Source organism: uncultured Imperialibacter sp. (assembly GCF_963974565.1).
Taxonomy (GTDB): Bacteria; Bacteroidota; Bacteroidia; order Cytophagales; family Cyclobacteriaceae; genus Imperialibacter; species Imperialibacter roseus.
In genome coordinates this window covers 30,974-53,642 of the sequence record NZ_CAXBCJ010000030.1, presented here as the reverse complement: position 1 = coordinate 53,642, position 22,669 = coordinate 30,974, and the positions used below count along the sequence as shown (strand labels likewise).

The 22,669-nt window shown below is 42.4% G+C and carries 23 protein-coding genes; all 23 read left to right on the top strand.

Annotated features, from left to right (window positions below; all coding sequences use genetic code 11):
* Nucleotides 1-487: 487 nt before the first annotated feature.
* The 23 genes from AAC052_RS26500 (at nucleotide 488) to asnB (ending at nucleotide 22,666) form a co-directional block, all read left to right on the top strand.
* Nucleotides 488-994 carry a UpxY family transcription antiterminator gene (locus tag AAC052_RS26500; protein WP_339816165.1) on the top strand — a complete coding sequence of 169 codons (507 nt, stop codon included), beginning with the start codon at nucleotides 488-490 and terminating at the stop codon, nucleotides 992-994.
* A gap of 250 nt (nucleotides 995-1,244) precedes the next feature.
* Nucleotides 1,245-1,805 (top strand): ArsR family transcriptional regulator, encoded by a 561-nt coding sequence (locus AAC052_RS26495; protein ID WP_339816164.1) that lies wholly within the window; start codon nucleotides 1,245-1,247, stop codon nucleotides 1,803-1,805.
* A 335-nt stretch (nucleotides 1,806-2,140) separates the two neighbouring features.
* Nucleotides 2,141-3,436: a nucleotide sugar dehydrogenase gene (locus tag AAC052_RS26490; protein WP_339816163.1), complete on the top strand. Its 1,296-nt coding sequence runs from the start codon at nucleotides 2,141-2,143 to the stop codon at nucleotides 3,434-3,436.
* 180 nt (nucleotides 3,437-3,616) lie between these two features.
* Nucleotides 3,617-3,829: a hypothetical protein gene (locus AAC052_RS26485; protein ID WP_339816162.1), complete on the top strand. Its 213-nt coding sequence runs from the start codon at nucleotides 3,617-3,619 to the stop codon at nucleotides 3,827-3,829.
* Between the two features lie 493 nt (nucleotides 3,830-4,322).
* Entirely contained in the window at nucleotides 4,323-5,333 is a 1,011-nt protein-coding gene (locus tag AAC052_RS26480) for an SDR family oxidoreductase (RefSeq protein WP_339816161.1), read from the top strand.
* A 531-nt stretch (nucleotides 5,334-5,864) separates the two neighbouring features.
* Nucleotides 5,865-6,992, top strand: a complete 1,128-nt coding sequence (locus AAC052_RS26475; protein ID WP_339816166.1) for an ATP-binding protein — start codon at nucleotides 5,865-5,867, stop codon at nucleotides 6,990-6,992.
* On the top strand, nucleotides 6,977-7,342 hold the full coding sequence (locus AAC052_RS26470) for a hypothetical protein (protein ID WP_339816160.1): 366 nt from the start codon (nucleotides 6,977-6,979) through the stop codon (nucleotides 7,340-7,342). Before AAC052_RS26475 ends, AAC052_RS26470 begins: the two co-directional genes overlap by 16 nt.
* A 16-nt stretch (nucleotides 7,343-7,358) precedes the next feature.
* Entirely contained in the window at nucleotides 7,359-7,580 is a 222-nt protein-coding gene (locus AAC052_RS26465; protein WP_339816159.1) for a hypothetical protein, read from the top strand.
* On the top strand, nucleotides 7,573-8,019 hold the full coding sequence (locus AAC052_RS26460; RefSeq protein ID WP_339816158.1) for a hypothetical protein: 447 nt from the start codon (nucleotides 7,573-7,575) through the stop codon (nucleotides 8,017-8,019). The genes AAC052_RS26465 and AAC052_RS26460 overlap by 8 nt, the downstream gene beginning before the upstream one ends.
* A gap of 346 nt (nucleotides 8,020-8,365) precedes the next feature.
* Complete coding sequence (locus tag AAC052_RS26455; protein ID WP_339816157.1) at nucleotides 8,366-8,581, top strand: hypothetical protein; 216 nt, start codon at nucleotides 8,366-8,368, stop codon at nucleotides 8,579-8,581.
* The gene (locus AAC052_RS26450; RefSeq protein ID WP_339816156.1) at nucleotides 8,568-8,897 is read left to right on the top strand and encodes a type II toxin-antitoxin system PemK/MazF family toxin; all 330 of its coding nucleotides are present in this window, start codon (nucleotides 8,568-8,570) and stop codon (nucleotides 8,895-8,897) included. The genes AAC052_RS26455 and AAC052_RS26450 overlap by 14 nt, the downstream gene beginning before the upstream one ends.
* Nucleotides 8,898-9,430: 533 nt before the next feature.
* Nucleotides 9,431-10,219: a 3-deoxy-8-phosphooctulonate synthase gene (kdsA, locus tag AAC052_RS26445; protein WP_339816155.1), complete on the top strand. Its 789-nt coding sequence runs from the start codon at nucleotides 9,431-9,433 to the stop codon at nucleotides 10,217-10,219.
* Nucleotides 10,216-11,169 carry a KpsF/GutQ family sugar-phosphate isomerase gene (locus AAC052_RS26440; RefSeq protein WP_339816154.1) on the top strand — a complete coding sequence of 318 codons (954 nt, stop codon included), beginning with the start codon at nucleotides 10,216-10,218 and terminating at the stop codon, nucleotides 11,167-11,169. Before kdsA ends, AAC052_RS26440 begins: the two co-directional genes overlap by 4 nt.
* An 11-nt stretch (nucleotides 11,170-11,180) precedes the next feature.
* On the top strand, nucleotides 11,181-11,828 hold the full coding sequence (locus tag AAC052_RS26435; protein WP_339816153.1) for an acylneuraminate cytidylyltransferase family protein: 648 nt from the start codon (nucleotides 11,181-11,183) through the stop codon (nucleotides 11,826-11,828).
* 212 nt (nucleotides 11,829-12,040) lie between these two features.
* A complete protein-coding gene (locus AAC052_RS26430; RefSeq protein WP_339816152.1) occupies nucleotides 12,041-13,123 on the top strand; it encodes a hypothetical protein in 1,083 nt (360 codons plus the stop codon).
* 176 nt (nucleotides 13,124-13,299) lie between these two features.
* Nucleotides 13,300-14,163: a hypothetical protein gene (locus AAC052_RS26425; RefSeq protein WP_339816151.1), complete on the top strand. Its 864-nt coding sequence runs from the start codon at nucleotides 13,300-13,302 to the stop codon at nucleotides 14,161-14,163.
* A 25-nt stretch (nucleotides 14,164-14,188) separates the two neighbouring features.
* Nucleotides 14,189-14,950: a class I SAM-dependent methyltransferase gene (locus AAC052_RS26420; protein WP_339816150.1), complete on the top strand. Its 762-nt coding sequence runs from the start codon at nucleotides 14,189-14,191 to the stop codon at nucleotides 14,948-14,950.
* A gap of 88 nt (nucleotides 14,951-15,038) precedes the next feature.
* Complete coding sequence (locus AAC052_RS26415) at nucleotides 15,039-16,490, top strand: lipopolysaccharide biosynthesis protein (protein ID WP_339816149.1); 1,452 nt, start codon at nucleotides 15,039-15,041, stop codon at nucleotides 16,488-16,490.
* Nucleotides 16,487-17,719 carry an EpsG family protein gene (locus AAC052_RS26410; RefSeq protein WP_339816148.1) on the top strand — a complete coding sequence of 411 codons (1,233 nt, stop codon included), beginning with the start codon at nucleotides 16,487-16,489 and terminating at the stop codon, nucleotides 17,717-17,719. The genes AAC052_RS26415 and AAC052_RS26410 overlap by 4 nt, the downstream gene beginning before the upstream one ends.
* A gap of 1 nt (nucleotide 17,720) precedes the next feature.
* Nucleotides 17,721-18,710 carry a glycosyltransferase gene (locus tag AAC052_RS26405; protein WP_339816146.1) on the top strand — a complete coding sequence of 330 codons (990 nt, stop codon included), beginning with the start codon at nucleotides 17,721-17,723 and terminating at the stop codon, nucleotides 18,708-18,710.
* A 64-nt stretch (nucleotides 18,711-18,774) separates the two neighbouring features.
* The gene (locus AAC052_RS26400; protein ID WP_339816145.1) at nucleotides 18,775-19,920 is read left to right on the top strand and encodes a hypothetical protein; all 1,146 of its coding nucleotides are present in this window, start codon (nucleotides 18,775-18,777) and stop codon (nucleotides 19,918-19,920) included.
* A complete protein-coding gene (locus AAC052_RS26395; RefSeq protein WP_339816144.1) occupies nucleotides 19,917-20,744 on the top strand; it encodes a class I SAM-dependent methyltransferase in 828 nt (275 codons plus the stop codon). The genes AAC052_RS26400 and AAC052_RS26395 overlap by 4 nt, the downstream gene beginning before the upstream one ends.
* Nucleotides 20,745-20,776: 32 nt before the next feature.
* A complete protein-coding gene (gene asnB / locus AAC052_RS26390; RefSeq protein WP_339816143.1) occupies nucleotides 20,777-22,666 on the top strand; it encodes an asparagine synthase (glutamine-hydrolyzing) in 1,890 nt (629 codons plus the stop codon).
* Nucleotides 22,667-22,669: the final 3 nt, after the last annotated feature.

Sequence of the window (22,669 nt, the reverse complement as noted above, 5' to 3'; positions counted from 1 at the left end):
CGTGGCTACGAAAATGACCGTTAAGGTACCGTGTCTGTTGTCCGAATATCCGACTGTCTGAACGTCCTGAAAGGAGGGTTACTACTGATTTTCCTTCTCTTCAACCATCTCCTAAACGCTTTCAATCCTTTGTTTTCCCCCACCCAGCACCACAAGCCAGGCGCCCCTAAAGGGAGCCAAAGGATTCCGACCATCCGAACGTCCGAATGTCGGCCTGTCTCCCGTCTCCTAAAGTGCGCCAAAGGATTTCCCATCTATGTATCGTCACAACCTTTGCGTCTTTGTGCCTTCGTGGCTACGAAAATGACCGTTAAGGTACCGTGTCTGTTGTCCGAATATCCGACTATCTCCCAATTCCAGCCTCTCCTTGATCAGCAATAATCTCAAATCTCTAATCAGAAATTCCTCCTCGCCCCTTCGAATTGTGCTAAAAAAAATATGACATGTCCATCCGGCTTCCTACCTTTGAGTAGTATTTCTACTCATTATGCCAGCACCCAGTCATTGGTACGTACTATACACCCGATCCAGGGCCGAGAAGAAAGTGGCGGAAACCCTCAAGCAGCATGGTTTTCGGAGCTATTGCCCCACCGTTACCACGATGAAGCAGTGGAGCGACCGAAAAAAGAAAGTACAAGAACCCCTGTTCAGATCCTATGTTTTTATCCAGGCCACTGAAGAGGAAAGGGTGCCCATCCTGCAGACGCCCGGTGTCATTAATTTTGTGTATTGGTTGGGCAAGCCCGCTATTGTCAAACAGAACGAAATTGAAGCGATCGGGATTTTTACGCAGGAGGTGAGCAATCACGAGGTATCAGAACTGAATTTCACTTTTGAAGACGGAGCAAAAGTGAAAGTAGATTGGGGCGCTTTTAAGGGTATGGAAGGCGAATGCATCGCCAGGCAGGGTAACAAAATCATATTGCACATTGAGTCTTTGGGCCAGGTGATCCGGGCCGAAATACCTGCCGTGCATTTACAAAAGCTGCGGTAGAACATTTTTATGCCCGCCAATAAACCGCCGGGCCTGTATAATTTAATTTTTTGAAGTCGCCGCCATGTGACTGAGGAGGCGAAGCTGTGCCGGAGGCTGGACAGTCAGATTGTCCGACATGCGGACACTCAAACTATCCGACACTCAGACGGGTCAGACAGTCAGACACTCGGACAGTCCGATATTCAGACGGATCCGAACATCCGAAAGTCCGAACCATCTGACCTGTCGAACGAAGCTTCAGCGTAGGTTGAACATCCAAATACTCCCCTTGCTCGACACACTCATCACATCCAAAACACGCATCAAACTACTGGTCAGGTTTTTCCTGAGCCCGGGTAGCAGGTCGTATTTGCGGTCGCTGGAGACAGAGTTTGGCGAAAGCACCAACTCCATCCGCCTGGAGCTCAATAGGCTTGAGGGGGCTAACTTGTTGAGAGCAGAACTGGAAGGCAATAAGAAAGTATACTCTGCCAACGAACAGCACCCACTATTCAGCGAGCTCAATAAGCTCGTGCGCAACTACCTGGGGCTCGATGTCCTTGTGGAAAAGGTAGTCGACAAGTTGGGCAACCTGCACAGTGTGTACCTGATCAACGAGCTGGCAGAGGGGAAAAATACGTCCAATATTGACATGGTGATTGTAGGTGATGCTATCGATACACAATACTTATCCCTTTTGGTGGCCAAAGCAGAACAGCTTATTCACAGAAAGATCAACTATAGCATTTTCAGCCTATTAGAAATGGATAACGTAAAATCCGAACTGAACCGCAAGCCTTTGCTACTCCTTTGGTCCGCCGATGAGTAACCCCTCCTTTTGGTGTCTCTCGCAGAGGACACTGAAAGGAGGGGGTACGTGTCGGCACGGCCAATGAACCGTCAGACACTGGTTACACGAGTCGCCTGTCGATCAAAATAGGTGTTACAAAAAGAAAGCCGTTAATGCGCTGTGTCTTCACACACCTTAGACATAATACCGTTAGAGCAGCGTGTCTTCACACACTTTTGACATACAACAGTTTGGGCGATGTGTCTTCACACACCCTAAAAACAATAGTGTTTGGGTGATGCGCCTTCACATACCTTTGAAAAACAGAACCATTACCTTAAATAAGTATTTTCATATCCGCTATCGTTAATCTCATGACCAACTTCCCCTCCAACCCTAAAATAGGTCTCATTGGCCTGGGCTATGTAGGCCTTCCGCTAGCCGTTGAATTTGCCAAACAATTCCCTACTGTTGGTTTTGACATCAACCAGGCTCGGGTAAAAGAACTCAACCAGGGGCACGACCATACGCTGGAGGTAAGCGACGCTGATCTTCAAAAGGTTGTGTCGAAAGAGCTTTCTGCAGGCAAAGGCCTTTTAGTAAGCACTTCCAAAGAAGACCTGGCCAGCTGCAATGTATTCATCATCACGGTACCTACCCCCACCGACAAGCACAACAGGCCAGTGCTCACGCCCCTCATCAGAGCCAGCGAAACGGTTGGGAGCGTGATGAAACCAGGTGCGGTGGTAGTATACGAGTCCACTGTTTATCCTGGCGTCACCGAAGACGAGTGTGTGCCTGTGCTGGAAAAGGCATCTGGACTAACATTCAATAAAGACTTCTTCGCAGGCTACAGCCCTGAGCGGATCAACCCCGGCGACAAGGAGCATACAGTGGCAAAAATTCTTAAGGTAACCTCTGGAAGCACGCCGGAGGCAGCAGAGTTCATCGATGGATTGTACGGCAAGGTGATTACCGCCGGCACGTACAAGGCGTCCTCTATGAAAGTGGCCGAGGCCGCCAAGGTGATAGAAAACTCTCAGCGAGACATCAACATCGCTTTTGTAAATGAGCTGTCCAAGATTTTTAACAAACTGGGCATCGACACACACGAAGTATTGCAGGCAGCAGGCACCAAATGGAATTTCCTGCCCTTCAAGCCAGGGCTGGTGGGCGGCCATTGCATTGGCGTAGACCCTTACTACCTGGCACAAAAAGCACAGGAAGTGGGCTACCATCCAGAAATTATCCTCGCTGGCCGCAGGCTGAACGACAGCATGGGTGGCTACGTGGCTGAAGAAGTAGTGAAGCTCATGGTGCGCAAAGGAAGGTCGGTGCTCAACGCCCGCTGCCTGGTGCTGGGCTTTACGTTCAAAGAGAACTGCCCCGACGTACGCAACACCCGGGTCATCGATATTATCAACGAGTTAAAGTCTTTTCACACGGAGCCCATCATCTTCGACCCACAGGCCAACAGTGCTGAGGTAAAAGCGGAGTATGGCATAGACATATTGAACGAGCTGCCGAAAGGAAAATTTGATGCTGTCATACTGGCCGTAGCCCACAAAGAATTTGCACAGCTCGACATCCGCTCCCTCGTCTCCGACAATGGGGTGGTGTACGATGTGAAAGGAATTTTACCGAAGGAAGTAATCGATGGCCGACTCTGATAAAAGGAATGCATGAATCACCATGAGGACGTCATCGGTATCTGAGTAAAGAGGTCGCTCTATCCGCCAACACAAGAGCGCCCTCTTTACTTCACGCCAGAAAACGTCATCGTCAGGCATTGTCAAAACCCGGCAAGTGCGCTTGAGGTTACCAGATAATATAGCTATTTTCATTACCTCATGAATCTATCAGACGATAAATTGACTACCCTTCAGCTAGAACTTTTGAAAGTCTATTCATTTAACCCTTCTCCAAAGGAGATGGAAGGGTTGAAACTTTTCTTGGGCAAATTTTTTGCCGATAGGTTCACACAGAAAGTAGAGCTAGCTGCCAAAGAAAATGGGATAACCAACAAAGATCTCGACAATTGGCTTGAGGAAGATGGACAGTAGGCCTCGGATTGTGTTGGATACAAATGTCTTTTCAGTAGCGATTTTACCAAAGCACAAATATTGGTGGGTATTTCAAGCATTTATGGATCAAAATTTATTCTTCTGGTCAGCACCGAAATACTAACTGAGTATATTGAAAAATGCATCGACAAGTATGGTAGTAGTTTATCGGAAGAGCGGCTCGAGTTTCTACTAGAATTTCCCAATGTTGAATTGGTTACACCCTTCTATAGATGGAACCTTATTAACGATGATCCTGATGACAATAAATTTGTAGATTGTGCTGTGGCTGGTCAGGGCCGATCACATAGTCAGTCATGACAAACATCTAAATGTGCTAAAGCAAATTCCTTTTCCAAGAGTCAATGTTGTCAGACTACCGGAATGTCAAGAACTACTGAACAGCAATAAAACGACCCGCTGCCTGTCAGACAGACCGAACCTGTCAACCGAAGCTTCAGCGTAGGTTGAACCGTCCTTTAATCTATATCTCTTGAACACCAAATTATACAACACGCCATTTCAGAAAGAGCCTCTTTCCGGTAAAAAATTCCTTATCACCGGAGGCGCTGGCTTCATAGGCTCCAACATTGCGGAGTACTTACTTCGCTACGGAGCAGGCCACGTGCGGGTGCTCGACAACCTGAGCAATGGCTACTTCGAAAACATCGAAGCGTTCATGACTCTTCCTAATTTCGAATTCATTGAAGGAGACATCCGTGACCTGACTACCTGCCAAAAAGCTGTCGACGGAATGGACTACGTGACCCATCAGGCAGCCCTGGGCTCCGTGCCCCGCTCGATAAAAGACCCTGTTACTTCGAATGAAGTAAACATCGCTGGTCACCTCAACATGCTGGTGGCAGTGAAAGACAACAAAGGCGTAAAGCGAATGGTGTACGCCGCCTCTTCATCTACCTATGGCGACAGCCCGAACCTTCCCAAAGTAGAAGGCAACGAAGGCAAGCCCCTTTCTCCCTATGCCGTGACCAAGGCGGTGAACGAAATGTACGGTGACGTGTTCAGTAAAACTTATGGCCTTCACACCATCGGCCTTCGCTACTTCAATATATTTGGCCCCAACCAAAACCCCAATAACCCCTACGCAGCAGTGATTCCCATCTTCTGCCAGGCATTCATGGAAGGCAAGCAGCCCACCATCAATGGAGACGGGCAAACCAGCCGGGACTTTACTTTTGTAGAAAATGCCGTGCAAGCCAATATCAGGGCCATGCTGTTACCCGAACTAAAGCAGCATGAAGTAATGAACACCGCCTGCGGCGATCAGATCAGCCTCAATGAAATGATCACTATGCTACAGCAAATGACAGGGAAAGACCTCAAGCCGGTATATGGCCCCGAACGCCCCGGCGACGTAAAGCATTCCAAAGCCAGCATCGACAAAATCACGAAGCTACTGGGCTACAAACCCACCGTCCGCTTCCGGGAAGGACTTGAACTGGTTTATGAATGGTATCAGTCTAAATATAAATCGTCGAAGTGACGATCATTTTTATTAGAACGTCATTCTGCCTGTCCGCCTTTTGGCGGGAGCGAGTTGAAAGAATGCTATCGATTGCCTGCATTTGATACGAGCGTGAGAATCTCCCTGAAGTGAGCGTGAAACCATATCCAAAGCCAGAATGGAATCCTTCATTGTCCGCAGTAATCTGTCGCAATGAACCGCAATCTCAAGTCTCGAACTATGAAAGAAATGATTCAATGAGGACTCTGAACACCAGGCTGCACGGATGGCTCCTGACTTCGGTCTACGGTCTCCTGTCTTCCGACTCCGAGAATGATTCAATGAGAACTCTGAAAAGAATAAGGACATTCAGACGACCTGACGGTCCGACACTCAGACACTCCGAACCGTCCGAACATCCGAAAGTCCGACTCGTCCGAACCATCCGACCTGCCAGCCGAAGCTTTAGCATAGGTTGATAAGTCTAAAAAACATAATATTATTAGATCGTAACACCGATATATCATAATAAATTGAGATTGAAATCTAAATTTATTGTATTTTAGGGAGGTGATCGAGAGAATCTTAAAACAGCGTATTGAATCCCGCCTGTTCAAAGGAAAGGCAATATTGCTCATGGGGCCGCGACAAGTGGGTAAAACAACGCTGGTCAGACAGATTGTGTCACCCTATAAAGATGACATGATTTGGTTGTCGGGCGATGATGCAAATGACAGGGTGCGCTTGAGTTCAGCGGGCTTATCCTTGCTAAAATCGCTAATCGGTCGAAAAAGGTTGGTGGTGGTAGACGAAGCACAACGCATCGACAATATAGGCCTCACACTTAAACTGATGGTCGACCATTTGAAAGAAGTACAAGTATTGGCCACAGGCTCTTCGTCTTTTGAGTTGGCCAATTCACTCAACGAACCATTGACTGGAAGAAAATATGAGTTTTTAATGTTCCCATTATCTTTTGGTGAAATGGCGGCGCATGCCAACGCATTTGAGGAAACCGGAAACCTGGAAAACCGACTGATTTATGGTAGCTATCCTGAAGTGGTCACTTCGCTTGGTGAAGAAAAGGAAAAACTCTCATTGCTGTCGGATAGCTATCTCTACAAAGACCTATTAACCTACGAGAAGATCAAGAAACCAGTCTTGCTATCCACCTTGCTAAAAGCACTGGCACTACAACTTGGCAATGAAGTCAGCTACAATGAACTTGCTCAGGTAGTGGGAGCAGACAAGCAAACGGTTGAACATTACATTGATTTGCTTGAGAAAACGTATATCGTGTTTCGCTTAGGGGCATTCAGCAGGAACATACGCAATGAATTAAAGAAAAGCCGTAAAGTATATTTTTACGACAATGGTATACGCAACGCCATTATTGGAAACTTTACCCCCCTGGAAAACCGTACAGACAAAGGAGCGCTTTGGGAAAACTATTTGATAAGCGAAAGGTGGAAAAAGATGAGCTACCAGGGGTTTTATGGACATCGATATTTTTGGCGAACCACCCAGCAGCAGGAAATTGATTACCTGGAAGAAGCAGATGGGAATGTTGCTGCTTTTGAATTCAAGTGGGATGCTAAGGCCAGTGCACGCTTTCCGAAAACGTTTTTAAATGCCTATCCTGTTGAAGCCACCAAGGTGATCAATCACGAAAACTATCCGGCATGGCTGCTGGACTGATGCTTAGACGGGAACGACACTCAGACGATCAGACACTCGGGCAGTCAGACAATCCGAACCGTCCGAACATTCGAACCGCAGTCTCGAACTATGAAAGAAATGATTCAATGAGGACGCTGAACACCAGGCTGCACGGATGGCTCCTGACTTCGGTCTACGGTCTCCTGTCTTCCGACTCCGAGAATGATTCAATGAGGACTCTGACCAAAATTGGGACGTTCGGACACTCAGACATTCCGACACTCGGACAGTCTGAACTATCCGAAAGTCCGAACCATCTGAATATCCGACCTGCCAGCCGAAGCTTTAGCGAAGGCTGGACTGTCGACCAAAGCTTTAGCGTAGGTTGACCATTCGAACATCCGAATGTCTGAATCGTCCGAACCATCCTTCCGCCTCGACAAAACCGCCTTCCGAATCCAGTCCTTCGCTGAAGCAGATGATCAACGAGCCTATTGGTTGTCGAAAAGTGACGAAGAAAAGTTGAAAGCAGCCACCTACTTGATCCTTTCGGCCTACGGGTTATTGGAAACTGGCTTTCCTCCAATGGATAAGAATGTGTTCTCGATGAAGAAAAGGAATGGGTAGCATCTTTAACCAGGATTTTGAAGAGTTTATCGGTTGCCTGAATCAACATAAGGTGGACTATATGTTAATAGGGGGATATTCAGTTATTCTCCATGGCTACCACCGAACCACGGGTGACATGGACATATGGGTAAGGCAGGATAAAGAAAATTACGATCGCTTAAAAAGCGCATTTGCCTGTTTCCAATTACCCTTGTTTGACATGACGCTGGACAATTTTCTTAGAACAGACCTGGATGTCTTCAGTTTTGGCCGACCACCAGTTGCTATCGACATTCTGACTGCTGTCAAAGGGTTAATATTTGATGAGGCTTACAGAAATGTCGAATGGAGGGCACTTGATCAATTGGAGGTTTGCGTGCTAGGCATAGAAGATTTAAAAAAGGCTAAGAAGGCAGCCAATCGTGCCAAAGATCAAAACGACTTGGAACATCTTTAGGGCGTCTCGAACTATGAAAAGAATGATTCAATGAAGACGCTGAACACCGGGCTCCACGAATCCCTTCTGACTTCGGTCTACAGTCTCCTGTCTTCCGACTCCAGGAATGATTAAATGAGGATTATGAATACCATCATGTCCGTCATTGCGCCGTGCCCGACCACTGGCGGGAGGGAGCAAAATAAACTTAGTTCTTTAGCACAATCATCAGCGACTGCGGCAATCTGTTCATCACTAACGAAATCGTGTCCGAAAGTCCGAACCATCCGAATGTCTTTTACATCCGAACCGTCCGAACAAATCGTTAAAGAAATTCGTAGATTTATTTTCAGAAGAACACAACAATATGATTTCTATCAAAGGCATTTACGAAAAAGGGAATATACGTCCTGAAGAAGAAATACCATTTAAGGGGAGAAAGAATGTAATCATTACATTTTTGGAAAATGATGAACACTCAGAGGTGAGAGAAATGACATTGAACTCTCCGCACATGGAATTCTGGACAGATCCAAGGGAAGATATCTACAACGACCTTGACCCAAAGAATGAAAACAGGTAGTATTGTCCTGATTCCTTTCCCATTTTCCGACTTAAAGAGCAGAAAATTGCGACCAGCCCTGGTCGTCACCACTACAAAAGACGAGTTTGAAGACATTATTCTATGTGCGTTAAGTTCGGTAGTGCCAGAAAAGAGAAATGATTTCCAGATACCTGTGAATCCTACTAAGAAGAATGGATTAAGAGTGGAATCTATCATACGTGTTGACCGAATAGTGACCATTCAAAGGGGTGACATAGTTTTAGAACTCGGTATACTTGAGAAAGAGATCCTTGATAAGTTTAAAAAATCATTTAAGCGCCTTGCAGAAGGATAACAGCTACAATGAATGCAACGAGGGTATCGTAAAAAGATGAAGGGTTGAAGACAAGGGAAGAATTGCTTAATAAACGACGATCCGACACTCCGAATCGTCTGAACATCCGAATATCCGAACCGTCTGAACATGCCTCAAATACTCAAATACTCAACTCCTCAATGTGCAAAATTCTAGTAACAGGATTGGCGGGGTTTACCCCGTGAAATGAAGGCAAATGGAAGGGTTCTATTTTACATATATATTGCGGAGTGAAAAAGACAATCAAAATTATACAGGGTACACGCATGATTTGCCTTCAAGACTTGGACTTTATTGCCTGCCTCGAGAAATAATTGCGTAAAGATGCCATTTTGAACATGATGCCCATGCAGCCGGGAGATGTTGGAAAGACTTGGGCCAGTACTAAGGCACTTAATCAGGTAGTGGGGTATGAAAGCAAGATTTCACTCGAGGAAGGGGTGAAACAGTTTGTTAATTGGTATAAGCTGTATTATTGATAAAAAGCACATTCAAATTGTATAATAATCTAAATGGAAACAACTAGTTTATATAGAAGACTAAATAGTGAAACTTTTGTCATTGCAGGACCCTGTGTGATGGAAAGCTATGAGCTACTGAGGACGGTGGCAAAGGAAGTAAAACGTCTGGAAGGTAAGTTTAATATTCCTTTTGTATTCAAATCGTCGTTTGATAAAGCCAATAGAACTGCTATATCATCTTTCAGAGGGCCAGGTATTGAGGAAGGAATGCGTTGGATGGCTGAGATAAAAAAGGAATTTGATTTGCCGGTGACAACTGATATTCATGAAAGTTGGCAAGCGAAGCAACTCGGGGCAGTGGTTGACATCATACAAATACCAGCCTTTTTGTGCCGGCAAACTGACCTATTGGTTGAGTCAGCAAAGACGGGTAAAATTGTGAACATAAAGAAAGCACAGTTTCTGGCTGCAACGGATATGAAATATGCAGTTGAGAAGGTTAAAGAATCCGGCAATGATGAGATTTTACTAACAGAAAGAGGTAGCATTTTCGGTTATGGCAATTTGGTGGTTGATTTTAGAAATATTCCGGTTATGAAGTCACTTGGAGTGCCTGTTGTCATGGACTGCACACATGCCGTTCAAAAACCTTCGGGTGGATCTACCACCGGTGGAAACCGGGAGTACATTGAGCCTGTAGCCTTCTCAGCTAAGGCTTTCGGTACCTCTGGGTATTTTTTCGAAGTTCATCCGGATCCTGATAAAGGACTAAGTGATGGCCCTAATATGTATTATTTGGATAAGTTTGAGGGCCTCCTTGAACGCCTGCTAACAAAATGATGACTGATATTCTGAAGACGGCCAAAGAAGCGCTCGAAATTGAAGCGCAGGCTATTTTAGATCAAATTGAAAACCTGGGACCGGACTTTGAGATGGCGGTTCAAACTATCGCTGCATCGCAAGGGAAGGTGTTAGTGACAGGAATGGGTAAGTCAGGCATTATTGGAAAGAAAATTTCTGCCACACTTGCCAGCACTGGCACACGTAGTTTTTTTATGCATCCCGGCGAAGCCTACCATGGTGACTTGGGGATGGTGGCACCGGATGATACCGTGTTAGCGCTGTCTAATTCCGGCGAAACAGATGAAATACTTAAGATTCTTCCGTTTTTTAAGGACAATTCAAACAAAGTTATCTCGATCACAGGCAATGCACAATCAACACTGGCTAGGTTTTCTGATATTCATCTCCTCTTAACCATCAAGCAGGAAGCTTGTCCGCTTTCGTTGGCACCAACTTCCTCCACCACTGCAACCTTGGCAATGGGTGATGCTTTGGCCATTACATTAATGAAAGTGAACGACTTCAAGCCAGAAAATTTCGCTCGTTTTCATCCGGGCGGAAGCTTGGGGCGGAAGTTGCTTTGCAAGGCCAAAGATATCATGAGAACGGAGGAATTGCCAATAGTTTCACCTGAGGACTCCATCACTAAAATTCTTTTTGAAATCACAAGAACAAAGATGGGATTGTCTGTGGTGGTTGAAAACGGCAAAGTGATAGGCTTGGTAACAGATGGAGACATTAGAAGAAACATGGAGAAATATAAAAAGGAAGTGTTTGATTTCTCTGCAGCTGACATTATGACTAAAGCCCCGAAGGCAATTGGCATAGAGGCCAGTATTTCAGAAATTGAGGCCTTAATGAAATTGCATAACCTACATTCCTTGCTTGTAACCAACGAGCTTAAAGAATTGATGGGGATTGTAGAAATAAATGATACCAACCTATAACTAAATATCGGATGAAGGTAGTTGCTTTTGTTCCAATTAGGCTGAACAGCAAGAGGATTAAGGGGAAGAACTTAATACTGCTGGGTGGCAAGCCATTGCTGACCTACATATTTGAAGCCTTGCTAAAGGTAGAACGGATTGACGAAGTATATGCCTACTGTAGTTCGGAAGACATTGTTCCTGAGCTACCGAAAGGGACGATCTTTTTGAAGCGAGATACAAAATTAGATGGTGATCTTACCAAAGGAGGAGAGATTTATGAGGCTTTTTGCAACTCAGTAGAGGCAGATGTTTACATTTTGGCCCATACCACTTCACCTTTTACTAAAACGTCGTCTATAGAATCAGCCGTCGAACATGTGGTTGGTGGAGGATATGACTCAGCCCTTGCTGTGCAGAAAATCCAAACATTTACCTGGTACAAGGGTCAGCCATTAAACTATTCATTGGACGACGTGCCACGGACACAAGACCTGGAGCCTATACTTGTTGAAACCAGTGCTTTCTTTGCATTCAAGAAGGAAGTGTGGAAAGAGGGTAAGCGAAGGGTTGGTGAAAAGCCATTCTTTGTTGAGGTAGACAACATTGAAGGAATTGACATCGATAATCCAGAAGACCTGGAAATAGCGGAGAGACTAATGGCCACCCCAAATAGATGAGTTTCGAGTCAACAGACAATTACGACGACTACCAAACTTACCTCAAGATTAAGGAGTCTTTGAGATATGATTATAAAGGGATTGATCTAGCCAAGCCACTTTCCTACGATTTGATAAATTTAGTGCTATCGAAGCGGACTCAGGGGATAAAGTATGCGTTTTTGTTGTTGTTTCTTCGAATCGATGCTAGAAAGTTCTTAGCAGCATTCAAAATGAACGACATAGTTTTGTCTACCCTATTTGCTGGCAGGAAGGATTACAACGAATTAGTTGACAGCATTTTGGATGCTGTCAAAGGTTCTGTCAAAGTTGAGATCAACCCCCATAAGAAAACCCTAATTCCGAATTTGAAGGCGTTTAGATTTTTCTTTTTGTATATATTTTCGAACCAATACTTAAAACAATTTAGTTGGAGCCAAAAGATTTATTTGGTTTTTAAGGCCATGTACTTTGCCAATCAAGTAGATGAAATGGACAAGGCATTTAGGGGTTATGATGTCGTCAACAAGAAGTACATCCCATTCAATAGTGCTGTTGGGATCGAGGCACTGATGACACTTTTTTTAAGGAAAATGGGGGTGGATACTTACCATATTTTTCACGGGATATTCGGGAGGTATAGAATCCAAATTCCGAATGATATTATAAACGGGGAAGGCATATGTGCAGAACATATTTTGCCGTTTGGTGAGTCCACAAAAGCAGATTTGATCAGAGATTTTAATTGGGACCATAATCATATTTACATCGTGGGAAATCCCAAATATCCGAAGCGATCAATTAATGTTGACACCTCCTTTGAAAGATGCATTGTTTTGGGGGGGTTCAACTTTTATGATGAGCCTTTTTCAAAGCTTTTGGTCTTATTGGATACAATTGCCTCGAAATCATCAGTGAAATTTGATGTGAAGCCACATCCCAATTCTTCCATTCTTGATTTTCCAAGTGTCACCAATTGTAGAAATTTAAAATTTTTGGATCGTGGTATGACTATAAAGGAACTTCTTGAGAGTGGTTTATACGATTTTGCCATAACGTTCAACACAGTGACATACTATGAATGTATGTATTATAACTTGATTAGTTTGAGATATGGAAAGGATGAGAACTTGAATTTTGAAGGATTGGAAGACAGGTTTTACGATGAGGATTCATTTTATAGGATAATAGAGTCGTTGAAAAGTAGGAATATTGATGATTTGAATAAGGAAATGAAAACTCTACTTCGGCGAACAATTGGCATGGGGGTTAACAATTATCAAACTGTTGTTGACCCATCGAATAAATTGGGTTGAAGCTTTTTGTTATCGTAACGAAATAGCTTACATATAAGACCGACTTATGATGCTGTTATCGTCGAATAAATAAAACAACATTTTTGGTTCTTAAATCAATGCAAAAGAACACCAGGGAAGTTCAGGTCTTTGGACATTTGGGGAGATGGGTTTGGCCTTTGTGTGACTGACAGTATATGATAAAAAAAGAAAAAGTGGTGCGAGTTCCGATAATACATATGGCTAGCATGGCAAGGTCTGGTGAGACTTTACTACAAAGAACTTTCCTTGCACATCCCAATATCCATGTTATTGCTAATTTCAATGAGAAAGACACCAAAGACGAAATAGCGAGGGTTGAGTATTTTAAGAAATATCCCGAGACTGAAATAGAAATTGACCATCCCATTATAAAGGACTTAAAACTAGATGGGAAAAGCATACTTTTTGTCAAGCAGGGAGTATGGGAACATAAGTTTCCGTTTCGAGGGTTTGTTTTGGTAAGGAATCCAGTCTCAATTTTTGCAAGTCTTGTCTGCTTTGACAAGATAGATGAGCGGTTTATCACATTGCTTAAGCGTAAAGTGAGGACTTGGCTCAGGCCAACAAAACAGGATAAGATAGACAACGAGTATAATTTTGTCCGATTTATGAAGTGGGCGATTGATGTTGATACTGACCTAATTCAATACTTGGATCTACTAGACTTTTCCTCTTTGTTTTGTGCCTTCTACAATCGTCGAATGGCCCCTCTGCGCGAACTAGGTCTTCCGATTCTTTACTACGAAAGGTTTGTTGCTGATCCAGACACCGAACTAAGAAGACTTTTGCTACAGTTAGATATTGAATTTTATCCAAGTATGCTAGAATCCCATGTTAGCTATCAAAAAGGCACTATTGGGCATGGTAAAATAGATTTATCAAAACCCATATCTGTTGACTCAACAGATAAATACAAGAAAATTGGCAAACCAGTATTTGATAGAATTTGCGCTTTGACTTACAATACTTGGAGTGCCTATGGATATGATATGAGCTGGGCCAAAATTGAGGTTAAGTAGATGATTATTAAAAATAAATCCAAAAATGGATACAACAGAACAAATAGGATTAAAACATAGATTTCTAAAAAATCTATCTAAAGGTTTGGGCCTGATAGCAGAAAAAATTGAGTTTATGGCTGTAGACTCCCAGCCAATACCGAAGTTACCCAAGGCTTACACTGATATATTTGCTGGTCAGGCTTTGTATAAAGTGATAAATGACTTTGAAGTTCAAACAGTTTTAGACGTAGGTTCGGGTGAGGGCTTACATTCCGACGTTTTCCTAAAAGCAGGAAAAGTAGTAACGTCCATTGATTATGGTGACTCTGTGTACTTTAAAAAGAAGCGTGGGGATCAGGAGTGTATTGTGGCCGACTTTAATGAGCATAAGTTTGAAACGCAATTTGATTGCCTCTGGTGTAGCCATGTGCTCGAACACCAAGTGGATGTTCAACGGTTTTTGACCAACGCTCACAATAATTTGAAGGAAGGGGGAGTACTCGCAGTAACAGTTCCACCACTCAAACACGTTATAGTTGGAGGTCATGTGTCGCTCTGGAATGCAGGCCTGCTCCTATATCGGTTAGTGCTTGCAGGGTTTAACTGTAAAGATGCGTCAGTGCTTTGTTATGGTTATAACATCTCTGTCGTTGTTGTCAAAGACTCTGTGGATGTGTCCAATAAGATTGAGTATGATTCCGGTGATATTCGGAAAATAAAAAATTATTTGCCTAATGGAATAAAGTTTCACTCGAATGCGGTAGATGATCTTTTCTATGGTAGAATTCACAAGTTGAATTGGTAGACTTTTATCGACTAGCGTTGCAGGTCTTTGTAAATGTAGCAAAACGACAAGATGCTAACCTTAGTAGATAGGAAACTTGGAATAGCTAATGTCGCTTAAGAAGAAGTCGATTTCAGGGATTGGATGGAATTTGACCGAAAAAATCATTAGTAGTGGGTCAAGTTTTGTGATAGGGATAATATTAGCGAGGATACTATCTCCCGAAGACTTTGGCCTAATCGGGATGACTACAGTAATTTTCGCTTTCGCTAACACATTTGTAGATGGAGGGCTAAGCATTGGTTTAATCAGAAAAACGAAATGCACTGCCCTAGATTATGACACGGTCTTTATCTATAATGTATGCCTTTCCGTTGTAATTTATCTGCTGCTGGCGTTTTTTGCTCCTTACATTGCATTATTTTTCAATGAGGGGATGTTAGTTGACTTGATTAGGGTATTGGCCCTTGTGATTTTAATAAATTCCTTTTCTATAGTTCAAATTGCTATACTTTCTCGAAGAATTGACTTTAAAAAACAAACTATAGCATCGGTAGTCGGGTCGCTGGTTAGTGGTGTCTTCGGGATTTTCTTAGCGTATCAGGGATTTGGCGTTTGGAGTTTAGTATATCAGATACTTTTGCGTCAATTCATCTACGCTATGCTAATTTGGATGTTTGCGGAGTGGCGACCATCTTTTTCTTTCTCAGTTGTTGCCTTCAAAGAACAGTTTAAATTCAGCAATAAAATACTTTTGTCTAATCTAATAGCAACTTTCCAGTATAACATTTACTATTTGGTACTGGGCAAATTTTTTTCGCCTTCCTCATTAGGTTACTTTACAAGGGCAGAGCAGTTTAATGCGATGGTCACAACCAATTTATCCACTGCTTTCTCAAAAGTACTATTTCCGGCGCTAGCTAGCATCAAGTATCAGGAGGATCTTATGTTGCTGAATATTAAGAAGATATCAAGGATGACATTCTTCGTATCTTTCCTTTTACTAACGGGACTTGCTTCAGTGGCGAAACCTTTGATTCACATCCTGCTTGGCGCTAGGTGGGAAACCTCTATCTTGTATTTACAACTACTTTGCATCAGTAGTATTTTTTTGCCATTGAACTTGACAAACCTAAATATCCTGAACATTAAAGGTAGGTCGGATTTGGTTTTGAAGCTTCAGGTGATAAAGATTGTTTTATTGGTGCCAAGCATTTTGGGCGCAATCTATTTTGGAGTAGTAACAATGCTGGTTGTTAGAATTTTTATGGTTATTATAGCAACATACGTTAATAGCTCCTATTCGGGAAGATTAGTGAAATATTCAGTAAAAGAGCAAATGTATGACATAGCTCCATATCTATTGTCATGTTCAGTAGTAGCTGGAAGCACTTTTCTTTGGTCATTGACTAGCTTGACTTATTCCTTGATGCTTGTTGTTCAGGTTTTTACGTTTCTATTAGTTTTTCTTTTAGTCTTTGAATTGCAAAACCTGGATGAATACGTCGAATTGAAGAGAATATCATTGTCGTTTATTAAAGGACATAGAAATAAAGTGTGAAAAATTCTTCTTTCCCGAGGTTAATAGGCATTTTTTTAATTTCGCCAATTATTTCGATGATTTTTGCACTTAGATACAAGGATGTACCTTGGGCTAAAAACATCTTTTGGCTGTATTGCATTTTCTTTGGCTATACAATGGTAATTCCGAGTGATCAAGTCGATGCAAATCGATACGTTCAGTGGATGCTTGAATTGTCCAGTGCCGACATGGGTTTTTGGGACTTTGTAACCCAGCTGGTCAAGTTCGAGCAGTATTCAGATTTTGTGCAGCCGTTGTTAACATATCTGGTTGCAAAAGTATCCACAGATTCCCGAGTGTTGTATGCTGTATTTTCTATTTTTTTTGGTTTCTTTTACTCAAGAAATATTTGGATTATTTTAAGAGATGTCGGAGTTGAAAAGACAGTAATCGGGTGGGGTTTGTTTGTGACCTTTTTTTTAACGGTTCCCATTTGGAACGTAAACGCATTTCGCTTTAATACAGCGATGCACGTTTTTCTCTTTGGAGTACTAAATGTTTTTGTGTATCGAAAATCTTACAAAGGGGTGTTTTTCATGTTTTTTTCGGCACTTATTCACTTCAGCTTGATAGCTCCTTTGTTAATATTCTTGTTTTACAGGCTATTTGGAGATAGAATTCAACTATTTTTCTTACTCTATTTAGTGACTTCTGTTATTTCTACCGTAGACCTGAGTTTCATAAGTGGATTGCGGCCTAATTTGCCCGCAGCAATATCCCAAAAACTGATTTCCTACTCATCGGCCGATTGGATAGCCCAAAGAGAATCGCTTACCATGCGGTTGAACTGGTATGTGTATTATTATAACGACTTCGTAAAGCTTGTTGTTTTTTTGCTGTTTTCTTCTGCCTTTTATTGGCAAAGGAAACTTACGGAGGAGTCAGGTAATTTAAAGTCAGTGTTTTCATTCTCTCTGTTGTTTTATTCAATGGTCAACTTAATGGTTTATTTACCAGAGGGAAGTCGGTTTTTGATGTTAGCGAATTTAGTAGCGTTTTTCTTTTTTATTTACTTTGTTTCAAAGTGTGGCACAGCGATGACCTTTAATTTGGTCAAGGTGCCTGTGATTGTGATTTTGATCATCACTAATGTTGTAATGCTCCGACGAGGGATGGATTTTATTGGGGTTGCGAGTGTTTTTGGCAATCTGGTGACTTTTGGATTTATGTTAGAGGGAGATTTCCCAATAATTGACTTTTTCAAGTGAGATGAAACTGCCGCTACCCTTGGTTAACGTGATAGTTCCCACCTACAATCAGCAGCAATATATAGAGGGGGCCATCGAAAGCGTGTTGTCACAAGTTTGCTCTTTCCCGTTTAACATATTAATCGGAGATGACCGGTCAGAGGATGCAACTTATGAGATTTGCTTTAGATACTCTCAGCTATATCCAGATAAGATTACAGTATTTAGACCTAATGCGAATGCTGGCTTAGTGAAGAATTATCGGGCGCTTTTTAAGGTTTGCAAGGCCAAATACATTGCCATCCTAGAGGGAGACGATTATTGGACCGACCCGCTAAAACTCCAAAGTCAGGTGGATATTTTGGAAGCCAATCCCGAAATAGGTCTTGTTCACACTCGGAGTTGCTCACTTTTTGAAAATGGTACTTTAAAACTTAATACTCATTTGCATCAGTCCGATAAGGAGGGACATGGGTTGTATGAAGAAATCCTCATGGGTAGTTATCCGATTGTGCCGTTGACGGTCTGTTTCCGCAGAGAGTTATTTGAAAAGTTCGTTGACTTTGAGTTTTGCCTGCAAAATAAGCTAACAACTATCGATGCTTTTTTGTGGCCTGAAATGGCAAGGCACACAAAATTTCATTTTTTGGATAAGGTAACCGGTCACTACAGAGTTCTCTCAAATTCATTGTCGAACTCTAGTGATTTTGAAAGGTTTCAGGTGTGGTATGAAAAGGGGATGAAGATACTGAATTATTATCAAATCAAATATCCGCTTTCCCCTCAAGCTGAAAAGAAGATGTTTAGCAATATGGCACGCCTTGCCGTCAAGGTTGGATTGGAAAACAGACAATATGATTTTACGGTTGAAATGTCAAAATCTCTGATGGCCGATGACCTCAAGAGTGTTCTTCTTAGGCTAATCGGGAAGAATAGAATGCTGCACAGATATTATCCGATTTACACGACATTGTTCGGTATGCTCAGCAGAATCAAACAACTATTACACTAACTAATTACAGTAGTAGATTATTCTGCAAATCAATTTTATTCGTTTCGTCATAATTTAATCAGTCGTGAGATTATCCCTTCGCCCGAAAAAGTTACTTAGTTCCATTTCAAACCTACCTGGATGGCGGACCAACAGAAGGATTGTTGTTATCGAATCGGATGACTGGGGAGCTGTCCGAATGTCTTCTAACAAGGCGTTCCATCAATTAGTGAAAAAAGGATACCCAGTTGATAGCTGTCCATATAATCGAAATGACTCGCTTGAGTCCAATGATGATTTGATGTATCTATTTCAGGTGTTAGATCAGGTCAGGGATATAAATGGAAAGCCTCCGGTTATCACTGCCAATAACATAGTTGCAAACCCTGATTTTACGAGGATTAAGGAATCCGGCTATTCGAGTTATTTCCATGAACCATTTACAAAGACTCTGGAACGCTATCCGGCACATGATCAAGTTTTAACATTATATAGACAGGGGATGAAGGCGGGGTTTATTCAGCCCCAATTCCACGGGAGAGAGCACTTAAATGTCGCCAGATGGATGGAAGCGCTGCAACGGAATGATACGCCAGTACGTACAGTTTTCGATTTAGAAATGTACAGCCCCCATGTGTCGGATCACCCTGTATACAAAATGGAGTATATGGACGCATTCAATTTCATACAAGAAAGCGAACTATCTAATTTGGCGGTGATTATTCAACAAGGGCTAGACCTATTCTATGATATTTGGGGATTTAAGTCAAAGTCATTCATTGCGCCTTGTTATATTTGGGGAAAGGAATTGGAAGCTCAGCTATCAAATAATGGCATATCTTACATTCAAGGTATAAGAAATCAATTTCAACCAATACTTGGATCCACCCAAGATACCAGGAACGTATATCATTACCTGGGTGAAAGAAATCGGCACAACCAAAGATATTTGGTTCGAAACGCCTTCTTTGAGCCATCAATCAACCCTGATGTAGACTGGGTCTCAGAATGTCTGAAGAGAATCAGCTCGGCCTTCGCTTGGAAGAAGCCTGCCATTATTGGCTCTCACAGGCTCAATTTCATGGGACAACTGAACCCAAAGAATAGAGAAGAAAACCTTCTTTTATTATCAAAGTTATTGAAAAAAATAAAGGAAAATTGGCCAGATGTTGAGTTTATGTCTTCGGATGAGTTAGGTATTGAAATAGACAAAATAAATTTAGAGAAATGAAAAAATCCACATTTGATGAGGAAATAGAAGACGGTAGGCGATTTTCATTTGGGGAAAATTGGAATAGTTTTTTAAAGGGGTTTTCAGAAGAAAGACTGACTATAGCCACGGAGTCGCTAAAGAAGATGCTGAGGGTTGATAACCTGCATGGCAAGTCATTTTTGGATATCGGATGTGGTAGTGGACTATTTAGTCTTGCTGCACATAGGTTAGGCGCTAGAGTAATGTCTCTGGATTTTGACCCGAATTCTGTGCAGTGTGCTAATATTCTAAAAGATAAGTACGGCGATAGTTCATTGCATTGGGCGATTGCAGAAGGCTCTGTTTTGGATCAAGAATTCATGCTTGGGTTAGGTAAGTATGATTATGTTTATTCATGGGGAGTTTTACATCATACGGGCGATATGATCAAGGCACTTCACAACGCTACGCTGCCCTTAGAAGAAAATGGAACTTTTTTTATTGGGATCTATAACGATCAAGGCCGAAAATCAATTTTTTGGAGAAAGATAAAGGAGTCATACAACTCTAACTTCATTATGAGGGGATTAATCCTGTCTGCATACATTTCATACATGGTGCTACGTATGTCACTTTCCGACGTGTTTCGATTTAAGAATCCGTTTTCACGATACAGCAGATATAAAGAGCTGCGTGGAATGTCAATTTATCATGACTGGGTAGATTGGATCGGTGGATTACCCTTTGAGGTGGCTTCACCTCAATATATTGTTGACTTCTTTTTTGAATTTCATAATCTGAAGTTAATCGGGATCACCACTACTAGTACAAATGGAATAAATGAATATGTTTTTGTCAAATGATCAAATATGGACGGTTTCTTTCAATTTAGATCATGTGCGGAATAGCAGGATTCATAGAATTTAGCACCGATAGGTCAGCCGACACAGTACGTCGTATGGTGGCTTCACTTCATCACAGAGGTCCCGATGACAGCGGCACTTCCATTAGTAGATTTGACGATGCAGTGATTGGCTTGGGACAAGCAAGACTTTCCATCATCGATCTTTCAAATGGCGGGCATCAGCCCATGGTGTACCAGCACTTAAGTATTGTATTCAATGGCGAGATCTATAATTATAAAGAGATACGAGAAGCTTTGGTACAAGCTGGCCATAAGTTTATTTCTGAATCGGATACTGAAGTAATTCTGCACGCCTATGATGAATGGGGCCGGCAATCAGTAACTCGTTTTATTGGGATGTTTGCTTTTGTTATTTTGGACTCGGCACGCAGAGAACTTGTTTGTTGCAGAGACAGGGCAGGGGTGAAGCCGTTTTATTATTATCATAACAATGGAGTTTTTCTCTTCGCATCAGAACTAAAGGCGTTTCACCAACATCCTTTGTTCGAAAAAGAAATTGATAGCCAGTCGGTCAATCTTTATCTAAATTATGGCTATGTCCCTTCCCCTTATAGCATTTTTAGACATACACATAAACTTGACACTGGTCACTGGTTAATTTTTTCACTTAAGGACAGGACCATTCAACTGGAAAAATATTGGGATGTATTTTCTCTTTACAAGAAGCCTAAAGCTTCTTTGAGCTACGATGAAGCAACGACCGAATTAGAGAGCCTGCTACAGTCTGCCTTTGAATACAGGATGGTGGCGGACGTGCCTGTGGGAATCTTTCTTAGTGGTGGATATGACAGCACAGCCGTAGCCGCTTTGTTGTCCAAAGACAGAACAGACAGGCTTAAGACTTTTACCATCGGGTTTGATGAAGGTAACAACGAAGCGCCCTTTGCAGAAGCGACAGCCACTTTTTTGGGTACTGACCACACATCTTATTATTGCAATACCAGGGAGGCACAGGAAATTATCCCGAGCATCCCGTTTTACTGTGACGAACCCTTTGCTGATAGCTCTATAATACCAACAATGCTGGTCAGCAAAATAGCGAGAGAACAAGTTACAGTGGCTTTGTCGGCAGATGCTGGCGATGAAATATTTGCTGGTTATGATGACTATCGGTCTTTGTCAATGAAGCTTCAAATGCTGAATAGCATCCCAGGGTTTGCAAAACCACCTTCAAAAGCGCTGATGTCTTTGGTTAAAAAATATATCCCCTCCAAAAACATTGCGCTACAGCATAAAATAGACGGCCTCAGCAAGGCCCTCAACACAGATAGGCAACAGCAGGCCATAGACCTATTTCGACGAATGCGGAGTTTGCCAGCTCGCTATGAAGCTCAGCTGTTGATTGATACCTCGAACGGATATCATACTGGATATGATTTTAAGGCTGAAGGATTTACCTCCGAAATAGAGATTGCGATGGCGGCTGATTACAATATGTATCTTCAAAACGACATCCTGACAAAAGTAGATCGGGCGACGATGTCAGTTTCTTTAGAGGGAAGAGAACCTTTTTTGGATCATAGAATAGTTGAGTTTGCCGCTAGCCTGCCTCTAGGTTATAAATTTGATGGCGCCATTTCAAAGAGGATACTCAAAGAAATTGTGCATAAACATGTGCCATTTTCAATGATGGATCGACCAAAGGCAGGCTTCAGTTTACCAATCTACCAATGGCTCAGAAAGGATTTGAGTTACCTCATTGAGGAATATTTTAATGAGGAAGAAATAAGGCAACAGGGGATCTTCAAACCGTTATTTGTTAGAACGATTGTTAGGCAATTTATGGAGGGACAGCTCCACTACCAACCTTTGATTTGGAAACTGTTGATGTTCCAGATGTGGCATAAGAAGTGGATGTAATTG